This is a genomic window from Gammaproteobacteria bacterium (assembly GCA_033344735.1).
In the GTDB taxonomy this organism is placed as follows: Bacteria; Pseudomonadota; Gammaproteobacteria; order UBA4575; family UBA4575; genus UBA1858.
The window spans coordinates 1086097-1100317 of the sequence record JAWPMW010000001.1; the positions used below are offsets into that span (position 1 = coordinate 1086097).

14 protein-coding genes are annotated in these 14221 nt (G+C 38.8%); 4 read left to right on the forward strand and 10 right to left on the reverse strand.

Features of this window, described 5'->3' with window-relative positions:
• Positions 1–2: 2 nt before the first annotated feature.
• The 3 genes from R8G33_05545 to R8G33_05555 all read right to left on the reverse strand — a co-directional run bounded on the left by R8G33_05545 (position 3) and on the right by R8G33_05555 (position 2151).
• Positions 3–272: an RnfH family protein gene (locus R8G33_05545; GenBank protein ID MDW3095121.1), complete on the reverse strand. Its 270-nt coding sequence runs from the start codon at positions 270–272 to the stop codon at positions 3–5.
• Positions 273–339: 67 nt separating this feature from the next.
• Positions 340–771 carry a type II toxin-antitoxin system RatA family toxin gene (locus tag R8G33_05550; protein MDW3095122.1) on the reverse strand — a complete coding sequence of 144 codons (432 nt, stop codon included), beginning with the start codon at positions 769–771 and terminating at the stop codon, positions 340–342.
• Positions 772–789: 18 nt separating this feature from the next.
• Entirely contained in the window at positions 790–2151 is a 1362-nt protein-coding gene (locus R8G33_05555; GenBank protein ID MDW3095123.1) for a sodium-dependent transporter, read from the reverse strand.
• Positions 2152–2260: 109 nt separating this feature from the next.
• On the opposite strand from R8G33_05555, the gene smpB reads away from it, so the two are divergent.
• Positions 2261–2737, forward strand: a complete 477-nt coding sequence (smpB, locus tag R8G33_05560) for an SsrA-binding protein SmpB (protein ID MDW3095124.1) — start codon at positions 2261–2263, stop codon at positions 2735–2737.
• On the opposite strand, the gene dnaQ is transcribed toward smpB, so the two are convergent.
• Genes dnaQ through R8G33_05575 form a run of 3 tightly spaced genes read right to left on the reverse strand, consistent with a single transcriptional unit; the run spans position 2734 to position 4655 of the window.
• A complete protein-coding gene (gene dnaQ, locus R8G33_05565) occupies positions 2734–3456 on the reverse strand; it encodes a DNA polymerase III subunit epsilon (protein ID MDW3095125.1) in 723 nt (240 codons plus the stop codon). The two genes, smpB and dnaQ, sit on opposite strands and share 4 nt — an antisense overlap.
• Positions 3457–3487: 31 nt before the next feature.
• Positions 3488–3928, reverse strand: coding sequence for a ribonuclease HI (rnhA, locus tag R8G33_05570; protein ID MDW3095126.1), 441 nt, complete (start codon positions 3926–3928; stop codon positions 3488–3490).
• A complete protein-coding gene (locus R8G33_05575; GenBank protein MDW3095127.1) occupies positions 3912–4655 on the reverse strand; it encodes a methyltransferase domain-containing protein in 744 nt (247 codons plus the stop codon). Before R8G33_05575 ends, rnhA begins: the two co-directional genes overlap by 17 nt.
• 228 nt (positions 4656–4883) lie before the next feature.
• On the opposite strand from R8G33_05575, the gene R8G33_05580 reads away from it, so the two are divergent.
• Genes R8G33_05580 through R8G33_05590 form a run of 3 tightly spaced genes read left to right on the forward strand, consistent with a single transcriptional unit; the run spans position 4884 to position 7939 of the window.
• Positions 4884–6212 (forward strand): serine/threonine-protein kinase, encoded by a 1329-nt coding sequence (locus R8G33_05580; GenBank protein MDW3095128.1) that lies wholly within the window; start codon positions 4884–4886, stop codon positions 6210–6212.
• Positions 6213–6232: 20 nt separating this feature from the next.
• Entirely contained in the window at positions 6233–7060 is an 828-nt protein-coding gene (locus R8G33_05585; GenBank protein MDW3095129.1) for a Stp1/IreP family PP2C-type Ser/Thr phosphatase, read from the forward strand.
• A 6-nt stretch (positions 7061–7066) separates the two neighbouring features.
• Positions 7067–7939 (forward strand): FHA domain-containing protein, encoded by an 873-nt coding sequence (locus tag R8G33_05590; protein ID MDW3095130.1) that lies wholly within the window; start codon positions 7067–7069, stop codon positions 7937–7939.
• A gap of 21 nt (positions 7940–7960) precedes the next feature.
• Here the strand turns inward: R8G33_05590 and R8G33_05595 are convergent, their stop codons facing one another.
• The 4 genes from R8G33_05595 to R8G33_05610 are packed head-to-tail and all read right to left on the reverse strand — an operon-like array spanning position 7961 to position 14182.
• Entirely contained in the window at positions 7961–9619 is a 1659-nt protein-coding gene (locus tag R8G33_05595; GenBank protein ID MDW3095131.1) for a dipeptide ABC transporter ATP-binding protein, read from the reverse strand.
• A gap of 5 nt (positions 9620–9624) precedes the next feature.
• Positions 9625–11037, reverse strand: coding sequence for an ABC transporter permease (locus tag R8G33_05600; GenBank protein ID MDW3095132.1), 1413 nt, complete (start codon positions 11035–11037; stop codon positions 9625–9627).
• A 2-nt stretch (positions 11038–11039) separates the two neighbouring features.
• Positions 11040–12017: an ABC transporter permease gene (locus R8G33_05605; GenBank protein ID MDW3095133.1), complete on the reverse strand. Its 978-nt coding sequence runs from the start codon at positions 12015–12017 to the stop codon at positions 11040–11042.
• Positions 12014–14182 carry an ABC transporter substrate-binding protein gene (locus tag R8G33_05610; GenBank protein ID MDW3095134.1) on the reverse strand — a complete coding sequence of 723 codons (2169 nt, stop codon included), beginning with the start codon at positions 14180–14182 and terminating at the stop codon, positions 12014–12016. The genes R8G33_05605 and R8G33_05610 overlap by 4 nt, the downstream gene beginning before the upstream one ends.
• Between the last annotated feature and the right edge of the window lie 39 nt (positions 14183–14221).

A 14221-nucleotide genomic window follows, 5' to 3' on the forward strand; every position in this document is an offset into this window, starting at 1 on the left:
AATTAATCATGCTGCGCACGTAATCTGCGCGCTTCCATTGGATCTATTGCTAACGGGCGATATACTTCAACTCTATCGCCCTCTTGCAATACTGTTTCTAGCGACACTAGCTCACCAAAGATACCAACCTCATGCTTATCCAGAGAAATGTTTGGATATTCTTCTAATAGGCCTGATTGTATTATCGCATGTTGCACTGATGCACCTTTGGATAACTCCATATCAGACAAAAACTGAGAATTTTGATTTATATATATGACTTGAATTTTCACTAGCAAATAATTTATGTATAAATTTAGTTCGCACTGTAAATACAATAGGCAACGTATTTAGCATTACTCATCTGTAAACATCATTGGCACGCTGCACAAATGATGTCACCAAACGGTCACAAATTTGACTGAAAAAAGTTTCCAATGCAATTTTAAGCATGCGATTAGATATCTCAAATTCTAAATCTAGCTTTACATGCGAGCCATCTCCATCTATATCAACAAACTTCCAGCTACCATGCAACTGACTAAATGGACCGTCCACTAAATGTAACTCAATACTCTCATCAGGCGATAATGTATTCCTAGTTGTAAATGAAGTTTTAATAGCTCCTCTCGAGAAATATAATGCTGCTTGCTTTTCATTTTCCGAAATTTTTTTTGAGCTGCTTTTTGAGCACCATGGGACAAAGTTTGGATAACTTTCAATATCATTCACCAACGCATACATTTGCGTTGCTGAAAATGGCACTATGGCACTTCGACTAACACTAGACACAGTTTCAAAAAATCCCGTTTAGATAATTCCTATTACTCGAAGGAATATAAGCAACACACCTAGTGGCGTAACGAAACGAATTAAGAATCTCCATAGCTGATACAAAATAGGATTTACGATAGCTATCTCATCTTTCACCGAGCTCTCTCTCATACTCCAGCCAACAAATACCGCGATTAACAAACCACCAAGGGGCAACATTATATTTGAGGTTAAAAAGTCCAATAAGTCGAATACAGTCTTATCAAATACGGTATAAGTCTTCCATATGTTAAATGAAAATACTGTTCCCAGACCGGCCGACCAAGTAACAAAGCCACAAATTATACTTGCTCTAATTCGAGTGAAACCACGTCTTTCAACTAACCAAGCTACTGCAGGCTCAATCAAAGAAATCGATGATGTCCATGCAGCAAATACTAACAATACAAAAAACAAACTGCCAAAGAAAATGCCGCCAGGCATTTGTCCAAATGCTAGCGGTAAAGTATTAAAAATCAGCCCCGGCCCCTGTGCCGCTTCTAGCTGGTATGCAAATACAATTGGGAAAATTGCTAAGCCCGCCAGTATTGCTATTGATGTATCCGCAAACGCAACTGCAAAACTTGTTCTTGCTATAGAGGCCTTATGTGAGAGATAAGAGCCATATATCATAATTGCACCCATCCCTAAACTTAATGAGAAAAATGCTTGACCCATTGCATCTAATAATACTTCTTGATCAATTTTTGAAAAGTCTGGTGTAAACATAAATTCCACACCTAACATAAAATTGCCTTGAGAAATTGAGTAGCCTATTAGCACAAATATTAATACTGCTAGTGCCGGCATCAAATACTTAACTGCAGCCTCTAATCCATTACTAACACCTCTTGAAACGACAAACATGGTCATCACCATAAACAATGTATGCCAAAAAATTAAAGTTAATGGACTAGCAACGAGATTTGAAAATAATTCGCCTGCTTGTGTTTCATTAATTCCCTGAAGAGAACCAGAGATACTTTCAAGCACATAAGAAAGTGACCAACCAGCAATGACACTATAGTAAGAAAGTATTAACACACCTGCCAGTACGCCACTCCAACCTAATAAACCCCAAGCTTTATTTGTATTTTCCTGCTGGCTAAGTGATTTCATTGTATTGATCGGACTTTGTCTACCGCGACGTCCCAGCATGACTTCAGCCATCATTATGGGCAATCCAAATAATGCAATACACGCTAAATAGATTAAAACAAATGCACCCCCTCCATTTTCACCAGCCATATAGGGGAACTTCCAAATATTTCCGAGTCCAACTGCCGAACCTGCTGCAGCCAAGATAAACGCTAGCCGCGAGGACCATTCGCCATGTATGGAGGTATTTTTAGTAGGCATACTTACGATGTTTTATTGTTAGACTCCGCATTCTGATCAATTTTGCAGTTAGTCTCAAGTAAACTGACAAAAATAAGCGTACGTGCCAACAGCTGTTTATAATGACCTTATGAGTAAGAAAAATAAATCATCATCCGACAATACTATTGTTTTAAACAAGAAGGCTCGCCATGACTATTTCATTGAGGACACATATGAGGCTGGCATTGCACTAGAAGGATGGGAAGTAAAAAGCTTGCGTGCAAAAAGTATCCAGATCAAAGAAAGCTACATTTTATTGAAATCAGGAGAAGCTTGGTTACATGGCGCCCACATCTCTCCATTAGCCACCGCATCAACCCACATTAAACCAGACCCAGTGCGCTCACGAAAATTATTAATGCATAGAAATGAAATAGACAGACTGATTGGTGCGGTAGAACGCAAAGGATACACTATCGTTCCCGTTAAACTTTATTGGAAAAGAGGACGGGCTAAAGTAGAAGTCGGATTAGCTAAGGGTAAACAGCAACACGATAAGCGTAACACAGAAAAAGACCGCGACTGGGATAGGCAAAAGTCACGCATTTTAAAACATTCAGACTAATCGTTATCAGTTTTTAACATCTCTGACCAGAGTGTCGATTGCTTATCATTATTTTGAGCAATGTGCAGTAGCATTTTTTCATGCTCAGCCATTTCTTCCTGATTAGCAGAGACCACCTTCAAGTTACGCGTCTGAATTGGCTGATTTTGTGGATTTTTATTTTGTTGTGCTTGCGTAGTTGCTGCTAGACTCAAAGACACCTGCCCACCTGTCATCGCCAGATAAACATCCGCTAGAATTTGCGCATCTAATAATGCTCCGTGCAATTCTCTATGCGAATTATCGATTTCGTAACGCTTACATAATGCATCTAAACTATTCCGCTGACCAGGATGAAGATTACGAGCTTCTTTTAACGTGTCCGTGACTTTACATATTTCGTATATATCTTTTAATTCATGCTCTACACGATGCAGCTCATAATTTAAAAACCCAATATCGAATGCTGCATTATGAATAATTAGTTCACTGTCGCGCACAAAGCTTAGAAATTCTTCACATACATCATTAAATTTTGGCTTATCTTGCAGTGATGCCAAACTAATGCCATGAACCTCCTCTGCACCAGCATCGATTTCACGCTCTGGATTTAGGTATTGATGATAAAAACGATCTGTAACCTGCCTATTTATTATTTCAATAGCACCAATTTCAATAATACGATGTCCATCTGAGGTCTCTAAACCTGTGGTTTCTGTATCAAGTACGACTTGCCTCATATTAATTTCACTTCATATATTAACAAGATAATTAAACATTCATTTCATCAATGGCGTCATTCGCTAACTGATCAACTATTTCATTTTCTCTGTGACCACTATGCCCTTTCACCCAGTGCCAATCAATTTCATGAACACTAACAAGTTCATCTAGTTTACGCCACAAATCTTCATTCTTGACTGGTTTTTTATTCGCTGTTTTCCAGCCACGTTTTTTCCAGTTAGGCATCCACTGCTGGATACCATCCATTACATAACGCGAATCAGTTGTCAGTTGAATTTTACATGGCCTCGATAAGCTTTCTAAAGCTGAAATTGCAGCTTGCAATTCCATTCTATTATTAGTCGTATCATTGACTGCACCTTTAAGCATCTTTTCCGAATCATCAAAACGCAACAATACTCCCCACCCTCCTGGACCAGGGTTACCACGGCATGCACCGTCAGTAAATATTTCAACGTGATTCGACATCTTCATGCATCCCTACAGTTGGTTTGGGTAATTTACCTGTCAATATTTGATTAGTTGCAGTCGGCCATACACGCTTAAGAAGGGTTAACCTTGCTACACGCTTACGCGCTACAAAAATATAAACACCGCCAATATTTGATAAATGATATTGCAATATCCGCCCCAGTGATTGCATTTTTTTCCATCCCTGTATTCGCTTGAATGGCGGCAAGTGAGCAGTAAAATGCAATTCAACTTCTTCAAACCCTAATAATGATGACCAGTCTCTAAGGCGTCTAACACTATAAAATTTAGCACTCCATGGCGCTTGTTTCTTGCGTGAAAGAAACAAGCGCCACAGCCCATAAAAAGAATATGGATTAAAACCAACAATAATCATATAACCTTCTGGAACTAAACATCGTTCGACTTCTCTCAAGATTTCATGAGGTTTTTCAGTAAAATCTAGCGCGTGCGGTAACACAAACAAATCAATACTGTCACTGCATATTGGCAATGCTGCAGGGCTACTTATAATGTCTGCACTACTAGATCGGTCAATTCTTACCTGCTCAGATATCGTACAATTTTTCAGTAGCTCGCAATTAGCAAATGTATCTCCCACCTGAATTGCGCTATAACCAAATATACACGAAGTGATCCTCCACACATGCTGCTCGATGGCATGGGAAATTATCTCGCCTGCATCAGTTTGATACCAATCTCTTATGCCTTTTAAATCAAACACTCAACTATTTAACCTCGGCTAATTAGTAATAAAAACTACTCGTGCCATTCTACGCAAATAGCAGCCTGACTGAAATTGTGTAACCGATCACAAATCCACGAAAGACTATGAAAATACACGTATTTCATCGCCTGAGCAGAACGCTTAGTTCGCTACAATCACACTTGCCGTGTTTTCTATTGCTAATATACGTAATTAACTGAATTTAGATGAAGTCTAGCGCCAGAAATGACCATAACCCCGCAAAAATCACGCCTTTTTTTATACCTGTTCATAGGTACTGCTTTAGTCGTGATCGCATTATTGGTGAAACTTAATAGCCTAGAAAACAGTTTACAAACATCATTTTTAATCATTGCAACCATTCTCACTGTAGCACTATATTACGCATCTACTTATTTAGGAATTGACTACGAAACTCCTCGAAAAAAACAAGACGACCTAGATTATAAAAATATTCGCTTAGCACTTAACTTCCAAGGCCAAGGAAAACTTGATGCGGCTTATACATTATTTAAGCAATGCAAACCTTCAGAAAATTTAGTGAAATTATTAAAAAATCTTGCGCAAGATTATGAAATCACCAAGCAAACAGATACTGCCAACAAAGTTTATGTTCACATAAGTAACCTTCAAAATGAACTGCATAATAAAATTAACCAAACTATAGATAAGCCCGAAAAGAAACAATCTATCCAAAAGAAAGAGCCTACAGACTCTAGTAGCTCTTTATTCAACGACCGATATGAAATTGTACGCAATATAGGCAAAGGCACAGGAAGCACTATATTTCTAGCCAAAGATTATATGCAAGACAAACAACCAGTCGCACTAAAAATTCTAGAAATTAATTATGATGAAAAAAATGCTTTAGAAACAGAATTACTTGCGCGTTTCATGCGTGAAGCTGAAACGGCTGCATCGTTGCATCATAAGAATATCATTGAAATTACAGATTCGGGCCACGCCAACAATGTAGCCTATATTGCAATGGAGTACATTCAAGGCAAATCATTACAAGATTATAGTCAGCCAAAAGCATTGCTACCCAAAGCACTAATTGTCGAATTAATTGCTCAATGTGCTGATGCACTTCACTACGCTCATGGAAAAGGTATTATTCACAGAGATGTGAAACCTGCAAATATCTTATATGATCACAAAGCATCACTTGCTAAGTTAGGAGATTTTGGTATTGCACATATTGCGAATTCCACTCAGACATTGGCCGGTTCTTTTTTAGGCACGCCTTTTTATATGTCACCTGAGCAATTAGGCAGTTTAGAATTAGACGCTCGTTCCGATATATTTTCTCTAGGAGCGACGTTGTATAGACTTCTAACTGGTGTTCCACCATTCTCTGGAAATTCAATGGCTAAGCTGATGCAAACTATTGTGAATGAACCACATCAAAATATTCTGGAAATCAGACCGAATCTACCTAAAAACCTTGTAAATGTGGTAGAAATAGCACTGGCTAAGGACCCAGAGCAACGGTTCCATAATGCTGAAGAATTTTCTGAACAATTGCGCGCTTGCTCGTTACAAAAACAATAACCAAAAACGCACTTAACCAAATGAATCTAAAAGGAATTTTATCAGTTGCCGGACGTACTGACACAGGAAAAGTACGCTCCCACAATGAAGATTTTCTAGGCGAAAACCTCGATATTGGTTTGGTTGCTTTAGCCGATGGCATGGGTGGCTATAAAAGCGGCGAAGTAGCAAGTGAACTAGCCATTTCAACGGTTTTATCTGAATTAGAAGTACGAATACCCAAGTTAACTCCTGGTGACTTAGACCCTCAGACCGGATATTCAAATGAAAGTCTAGCTGTTCGTGAAGCGATCATTAGCGCTAATGAAAAAATATATCAAAGGGGAATGGATGACCCAGAGTGCCGCGGTATGGGCACAACCCTAGTGCTGGCGGTAATGTATAACAATCAAGTCACAATTGCCCATGTTGGCGATTCTAGAATGTACCGCTTTCGTAGCTCAAAATTAGAGCAAGTCACTGTCGACCACACATTTTTACAAGAATTAGTCGATAGAGGTTACTATACACAAGAAGAAGCTGATGCCTCTCTTAACCGGAACCTAGTTACAAGAGCTCTTGGCATCCAGCCAACCACTGCAGTGGACATCCGTGAGGACATGGTGATTCCGGGCGACATCTATTTACTATGCTCCGATGGTCTGACGGATATGGTAGATGATCAAGAAATATCTAATATAGTGAGTGAGTTCCGTGATAATCTCGACAAAATAGCTGAAAATCTGGTGGAATGTGCAAATGTTAAAGGTGGCCGAGATAATATTTCAGTATTATTGGCTCAACCGACAAAGGCATTCCCAGAGAAAAAACGCTGGAACACTAATTTAAAAAAGATATTTGGACAATAGATGGTCATGTCACACTTAGTAGTCACACTTGAAGATAAGCTGGTTGGCGAATTTCCTATTACTAAAGAAAAAATGACAATAGGTCGCAAGCCTGATAATGATATATGTATCAATAACTTAGCTATCAGCAGCTACCATACCCAGATAATCACAGTATTAGATAGCTCTTTCCTTGAGGACTTAAATAGTACCAACGGGACTTATGTTAATGCGCGTCTAGTAAAGAAACACGCTCTAGAAGATGGCGACTTAATCGATGTAGGTAATCACCGTATACGCTATGTAGGCAATGAGCCTCAAGAAGCGGATGACGAGGAAAATGATATATTAGAAAAAACGATCGTGCTATCTCCTGGTGACGCAGGCTCAGTTGATGAGTTCCTCAAAAAAGAAGACACTCTAATTGAACCTAGACCAACAAGCCCTGCAACAAATCATCCCGCACCTATTATTGATACGCGTGATGAAGCTGAAGTCAAAGAAACTTCATCGCAAACATCTAAAGTGTCAAAATCAGCTGATTCAACCAATGATGAAGTTGAGCCCAAACCAGCCGCTGCACCAAGCCCTAACCCAGTTCCACCAAGCAGTGAAAGCACCCAAGATCCTGATCGCCTTGGTAAGCTACAAGTTCTAAATGGTAAGAATGCTGGCTTAGTATTAGATCTGAAGAAATCCCTGACAACATTTGGTTCGCCAAAGCTAGCTGTCGCTGGTGTAACTAAACGCGCTAAAGGCTATTTCCTAATTCACGTACAAGGTCAGGATGGACAGCCAACATTATTAAATGGCGAGCCTCTTAAAGACAAGGCAACACAACTAGAAGACAACGACATAATTGAAGTCGCAAACATTAAATTAGAGTTTTTTACAGAATAATATTTTAAGAATCAATTTAATTTAATGTAAATGCAGTTTTGGAACTGCGGAAAGTAGCTTTTTAGTGTAATCATGCTGAGGATTTTGAAGTACATCTAAAGCAGTACCGCTTTCCACAATTTCTCCGCCGTGCATCACTGCAACGTCGTCTGCTAAATAACTCACCACCGACATATCATGAGTGATAAATAAGTAACTCATGCCTAACTTTGCTTGTAGGTCTTTTAATAGATTCAATACCTGTGCTTGCACTGATACATCCAGAGCACTAGTAGGCTCATCACAGATAATTACTTGAGGTTTAACAGCTAATGCCCGCGCTATACAGATGCGTTGTCGTTGCCCACCTGAGAACTCATGCGGATATCGATTACTTGCATCTTCAGGTAAACCAACCTGACCTAACAACTTTGCCACAGTCAGTCTGCGTTGACTTGCATTATTTTCAATACCCAGCGACACCATACCCTCTTCAATAATATCGCCTACCAACATTCGAGGATTTAAAGATGAATATGGATCTTGAAATACAATTTGTAATTCACTTCGACGAGCACGTAATGCTTCGCCATCAAGACTAATTAAATTTTGACCTTGGAAGTTAACATCTCCATTAGTAACTTCAAGCAACCGTAAAATACTTTTACCTACTGTTGTTTTACCGCACCCCGATTCACCGACTAACGCTAGCGTTTTACCTGGATACAGCTTCAGAGAAACATCATTCACAGCTTTCACATAGCCAACCACACGCTTAAAAATACCCTTTCTTATTGGGAAGTGGACTTTAAGCTGGTGTACATCCAATACAGGATGATCGTGTTCATCGGGTTGCACTGAAGGACTAATACTATCTATAGCTTGCTCACCATTGACCGATAGACGAGTCCCCCTCTTGTGAATACTTGGCACCGCGTTAAGTAACTGTTGGCTATAAGCATGTTTGGGAGATAAAAAAAATGCTTCACTAGAAGCAGTTTCTACAATTTCTCCATAGCGCATCACCGCGACCCGATCAGCGATTTGTTGAACTACCCCTAGGTCATGAGTGATAAATATCAAACCCATTTTTAATTCTTCCTGAAGCTTTTTAAGCAGCTCTAGCACTTGTGCTTGAATTGTCACATCTAGGGCAGTTGTTGGCTCATCCGCAATTAACACATCTGGACTTGCTGCCAATGCGATTGCAATCATAATACGCTGACGCATGCCACCAGATAATTGATGAGGATACTCTTTCATATTACGTTGAGCATTAGGCAGCCCAACAGCGTTCAATAAATCCAAACACCTTCCACGTGCAACTGATTTCGATATACTTTCATGGTGAATCATAGATTCAATTATCTGGTCACCGATTTTTATAACCGGATTTAACGAGGTCATAGGCTCCTGAAAAATCATAGAAATTTTACTCCCCCGCACTGAACGCATCTCTCGTTCACTATGGTCAAGCAAATTATCGCCGTTCAATAATACCTGCCCTTGAGAGATTTTTGCTGCATCTGGTAATAGCCTTGCAATAGATAAAGCAGTTATAGACTTGCCAGAACCCGATTCACCTACTAGCGCAAATGTCTCGCCATTATTAACCTCGAAAGAAATATCCTTAACAGCATTAATAGTTCGATCTGACAGTTTTATATCAGTGCATAAGTTATTTACTCTCAATAATGACATAAGAATTATTCCGAGCCTGATACACGCGGATCTAATGCGTCTCGTACAACATCTGCAAATAGATTCGCGAATAATACTAGCGTAAACATAAACACAAAGGCTGCAGTTAGCGACCACCACACCACGGGATCACGCGCCATTTCAAGACGCGCTTGATTAATCATATTCCCCCAGCTATTAGTTGCAGGATCCACCCCAATATTGATATAAGACAACACTGCTTCTGCCAACACTAAACCACTAAAATCAAGCGCCACAGTAATTAATACAATATGCATAAAATTCGGCATAACATGACGCGTGAGGATTCTAAATTTTGTTACCCCAAAAGCGGTTGCTGCCTGAATGTATTCCATTTCGCGCAACTTAAATGTTTCAGCACGTAATAAGCGACACAATCCTGTCCAACTAGTGACACCCAAAATTAAACAGAGAAATAACAAACGCACATCCGCGCGTTCAATTAAACTATTAAAGTTCTCCTCATTATTACTCATATAAATTTGCACTAGCAAAATAGATGCAGCTATGAGTAACACACCCGGAATTGAATTCAATGTTGTATATAAATACTGAATGACATCATCCACCCACCCTCTGAAGTAACCAGCCATTGCGCCTAGCGATATCGCCACTGGCAGCATCACAATAGTAGTAAGAGTTCCAATCAAAATTCCTGTACGAATGCTTTTAATCGCTTGATAAAAAACATCTTGGCCTACTTTATCTGTTCCAAACAAATGATAGTACGAACCAACCACCATACACACAGAGATAAATATGATTATCAGCCCCGTTGTTATTGCTATTGCTCGCACAGGATAGTCATGATTAGCTACAAACAGCTTAGATAATGACTCAGGAAATGATTGCTTATATCTCTTCGAATTCACCAAGCATATCAATGCCCACAGCACACACCAGGCAATAAATGCATAAAACAATCCCTTGATAACAAGCAAAGTAATATCAGAAATTTTATCTTGTTTGGAATAATCTAAATGCGCACCCCCAAACTTGAGTGGCGGATATATTTGCTGCATAGATCCATCTGCTTGCTGCACCATTTCTTTAGAAAACAAATGTGTCGCAAGCGGTGCAGAAAATGTTTTCTCTACCTGGATTCGCATGGGCGTCATTAAAACATCTAGCACACTCAATATTTCATTAGAGTATTGATTGTGTTCAGCCTTTGCATTTTCTAATCGCGGGTTAAAATGCATAGAATCTAACAGTGCAATGCTGTAGTAAGTTAATAACACCAATAAAGAAACAACCCCTGTAGTACGTTTGAATACTTTTTTCCATGGTCGATTTATATGTTCGCGCTTACGTGCGAATAATACAAACATCAACAACAACGCAGTTAAGAAAAAGAATAATGCATCTGTGATTAATATGACGGGCTGAAATGGCATGATTAATTTAAGCGAATACGTGGATCAACCAATGTGTAAGAAATATCTGTCAATATCAAACCAATAATGTATAAAACAGAACCCAGATAAACCATAGATCTTACAATTGCAAAATCCTGGCTGTTTATTGCATCAATCGTATAACTACCCAGCCCAGGAATACCAAAAAAACTTTCCACCAACAAACTACCCATAAATAACATAGGCAAAACAACTACTACACCAGTCAAAATTGGAATTAAAGCATTTCTTAAAACATGTCTGAATAAGACTAGTTGCTCAGACAAACCTTTTGATCTAGCGGTACGCACATAATCTTTGTTTATCTCTTCTAGAAAGATAGTACGATACCAACGAGTACTAGAACCAATCCCCCCAATAACTCCTATGATGACTGGAAGAATCAAAAACTTTATGGCTTCAAATCCTGTGTCATAACCAGATATCGGCACTACTTGCAATAATTTTCCTATGACAAACTGCCCGCCAATAATGTAAAACAAGGCAGAAACTGACATTAAAGCGACACATATGATGACCGCCCAATAATCGATATATGTGGCGCGAAAAAATGCGATTAATAAAGCAAACGTAATTGTAACCAACAAACCAAGAATTAAATTAGGCACTGCTATTGCCAAGCTTGGCCACATGCGATTACTAATGTCATAACCGATATTTCTTCCACTATCAGAACTTCCAAAATCGAATATAAATAATTTTATCGATTTTTGGAAAAAAATAGTTTCAGTTAATTTGCTTACTCCTATTTCTTCCCCATTCACAAGTAAAGGCAAATGATAACCTCTCTCGCGTTTCCACTCTTCAATTTGCTCTGCGGTTGTATGCTTTTCACCTAGCTGACTAATTGCCATATGATCAGGTGAATTGACCACAAAAAATAATATAAAGGTAATTATATTCACGCCAATTAGAATCGGAATAGCATACAATAATCTTCGAATAATATAGCTAATCATAATGCTTTAGCTTTTTCACGTTGGTAGTAACCCCGAATTGCTGGAATGACTGTAACAATTAATAAAATTGCAATTAAATAGATTGGCCACAGTATAGGCTTATTCCATTTCTCACGTAGTTCAGCGCGCACCCCAGGTTCAATGCGGCGGTACTTGATATAATTATTTGCCATCGCATTCGGCTTAACATTTTCATACCAACCATGGTACAAAGAGTATCCTTTAGGATTAAATGCCCAAACCCATGGCGCATCGGCTCTAACAATCTCGTTCATTTGACGGATTAGCGCTAGACGTTCTGGCCCATTTTCCATATTTTTCATTTGATCGAATAATGCATCAAACTCAGGGTTACTATAGTTACTGTAATTCTGACCCTTGCTATCTAATACTGAGTGCGGGCCGTATAAAAGAAAGAAAAAGTTTTCTGGATCAGGGTAATCTGCATTCCAACCTAGAGTATAAATTTGCACACTACCATCACGAATTTTATCGTAGTAACGGTTGACATCAGTACCACGAATAACTAATTCGATATCAATCTTCTTAAATTGTTTCACCATCCAATTTAGCAATGCTTTAGTATCCGCCCCTCGACTCACAGCATCATAGTAAAGAATTAGAGGTCTCCCTGAATCTTGATCAATTCCATCTGCATAACCAGCATCCACCATAATCTGCTTCGCTTCAGCAATACTTTTTCTTACTGGACGATCATTCTCCCAGTTGTACACATAAGGATTAATACCGGCTTCACCTTTTTCGTAACCATAAATACCCGGCGGAATTGGCCCTTGTGCCGGAATGCCACGGCCATTTTTAAAAATAGATATAAACTCGTCATAATCAACAACAATTGAAATGGCGCGCCTTAGTAAACGTGCGCGCTCAGAGTCTCCACCAAGCACTGCATCACGCATATTAAAACCTAGATAATATAAACTTGGCTGTACGGCTGAGGCGAGCTCTATATCTTTTCCTTTCATTTCTTCAGTTAAACCAAATTCTCCTTGTGAATTAAGTTCAACTGATTGATCAAAACTATCTGAAGTGATACCCGATGTATCATAATAACCCTGAAGGAATTTATTAAAATATGGGATGCTTTCTTTTTCCAAACTAAAAACAACTTTATCAACTAACGGTAAAGATTTTCCTGCATCATCTAACAAACCCGCTTCCATATCACCTGGCTCGCCTTCGGTCGGATAGGTTTCACCATGAAAATTTGGATTACGATCCAACACCATACGTAAATTTGGATTGTTTTCCGTTAGCATGAATGGCCCCGTACCAATTGGGTACCAATCAAATGAAATATTTCGTTCTTCCATTCCAGGCTGAGCATAAAATTTATCTGCCTCCCAAGGGATAGGTGAGAAAAATGGCATGCTTAACCAGTATATAAACTGCGGATAAATCCCTTTTACTCTAATTCGGTAACGATAATCATCAAGAACTTCTAAACCTGCCATATCTATAGATCGTAAATCTAACCACTGAAAACTATCATTCTCATTTAAGGACGCTAATATTTTTTCACGATAATCTTTAAAGCCAACAATATAGTTTCCTAATAATCCCGCGAGTGGCGAGTGTAAATTTGGATGTGCCAAGCGTTTAATTTGGTATACATAATCATAAGCAGTTAGTTCTCTGCTACCTTGGCGCGCAAAATCACTTAACTCAAATACATCATTTAGGCCTGCATCTGTCAATTCATGGTAATAATAGCCACCTGCTTTGTTTTTAGCTAAAGCTGGATGTGGTTGATATTCGATATCTTGTTGTATTTCGACAATATAATCGGTAAACGCAATATCTTCAGGATTTGCATCAGTGGGTAATTCGTTTGCTTGTTCATCAAGATATATCTTCGTTGGCATATGTGCCGCAGTTAATGGAATAAGTTGATAAGGACGTTTCAAGTAATGATATTGCAGAGGTGGCTCGTAAATTTGCGTAATAAAGATATATTCACTTGCACTATAAGATTTAACCGGATCTAATTCTTTAGGACGCTCTTGAAACGCTGAATAAATTATCTCTTTGTCGGCATCTATATCCCGATAAGGATTATTCCACTGACTTTCTTGACAGCCATATAGAAGCACGCCCGATAAAATTATCAGCAAAAAAATTTTAAAAGTATATCTACCTGCCATCAACTTATCGGACAATGTATAATTATGAATTCAATCGCA

What these genes read in the sequence shown, in the direction of transcription:
- smpB (MDW3095124.1), top strand. Translation starts at nt 2,261, where the DNA reads ATGAGTAAGAAAAATAAATCATCATCCGACAATACTATTGTTTTAAAC.
- R8G33_05580 (MDW3095128.1), top strand. Translation starts at nt 4,884, where the DNA reads ATGACCATAACCCCGCAAAAATCACGCCTTTTTTTATACCTGTTCATA.
- dnaQ (MDW3095125.1), bottom strand. Translation starts at nt 3,456, where the DNA reads ATGAGGCAAGTCGTACTTGATACAGAAACCACAGGTTTAGAGACCTCA.
- R8G33_05610 (MDW3095134.1), bottom strand. Translation starts at nt 14,182, where the DNA reads ATGGCAGGTAGATATACTTTTAAAATTTTTTTGCTGATAATTTTATCG.
- R8G33_05585 (MDW3095129.1), top strand. Translation starts at nt 6,233, where the DNA reads ATGAATCTAAAAGGAATTTTATCAGTTGCCGGACGTACTGACACAGGA.
- R8G33_05595 (MDW3095131.1), bottom strand. Translation starts at nt 9,619, where the DNA reads ATGTCATTATTGAGAGTAAATAACTTATGCACTGATATAAAACTGTCA.
- R8G33_05605 (MDW3095133.1), bottom strand. Translation starts at nt 12,017, where the DNA reads ATGATTAGCTATATTATTCGAAGATTATTGTATGCTATTCCGATTCTA.
- rnhA (MDW3095126.1), bottom strand. Translation starts at nt 3,928, where the DNA reads ATGTCGAATCACGTTGAAATATTTACTGACGGTGCATGCCGTGGTAAC.
- R8G33_05590 (MDW3095130.1), top strand. Translation starts at nt 7,067, where the DNA reads ATGTCACACTTAGTAGTCACACTTGAAGATAAGCTGGTTGGCGAATTT.
- R8G33_05555 (MDW3095123.1), bottom strand. Translation starts at nt 2,151, where the DNA reads ATGCCTACTAAAAATACCTCCATACATGGCGAATGGTCCTCGCGGCTA.
- R8G33_05600 (MDW3095132.1), bottom strand. Translation starts at nt 11,037, where the DNA reads ATGCCATTTCAGCCCGTCATATTAATCACAGATGCATTATTCTTTTTC.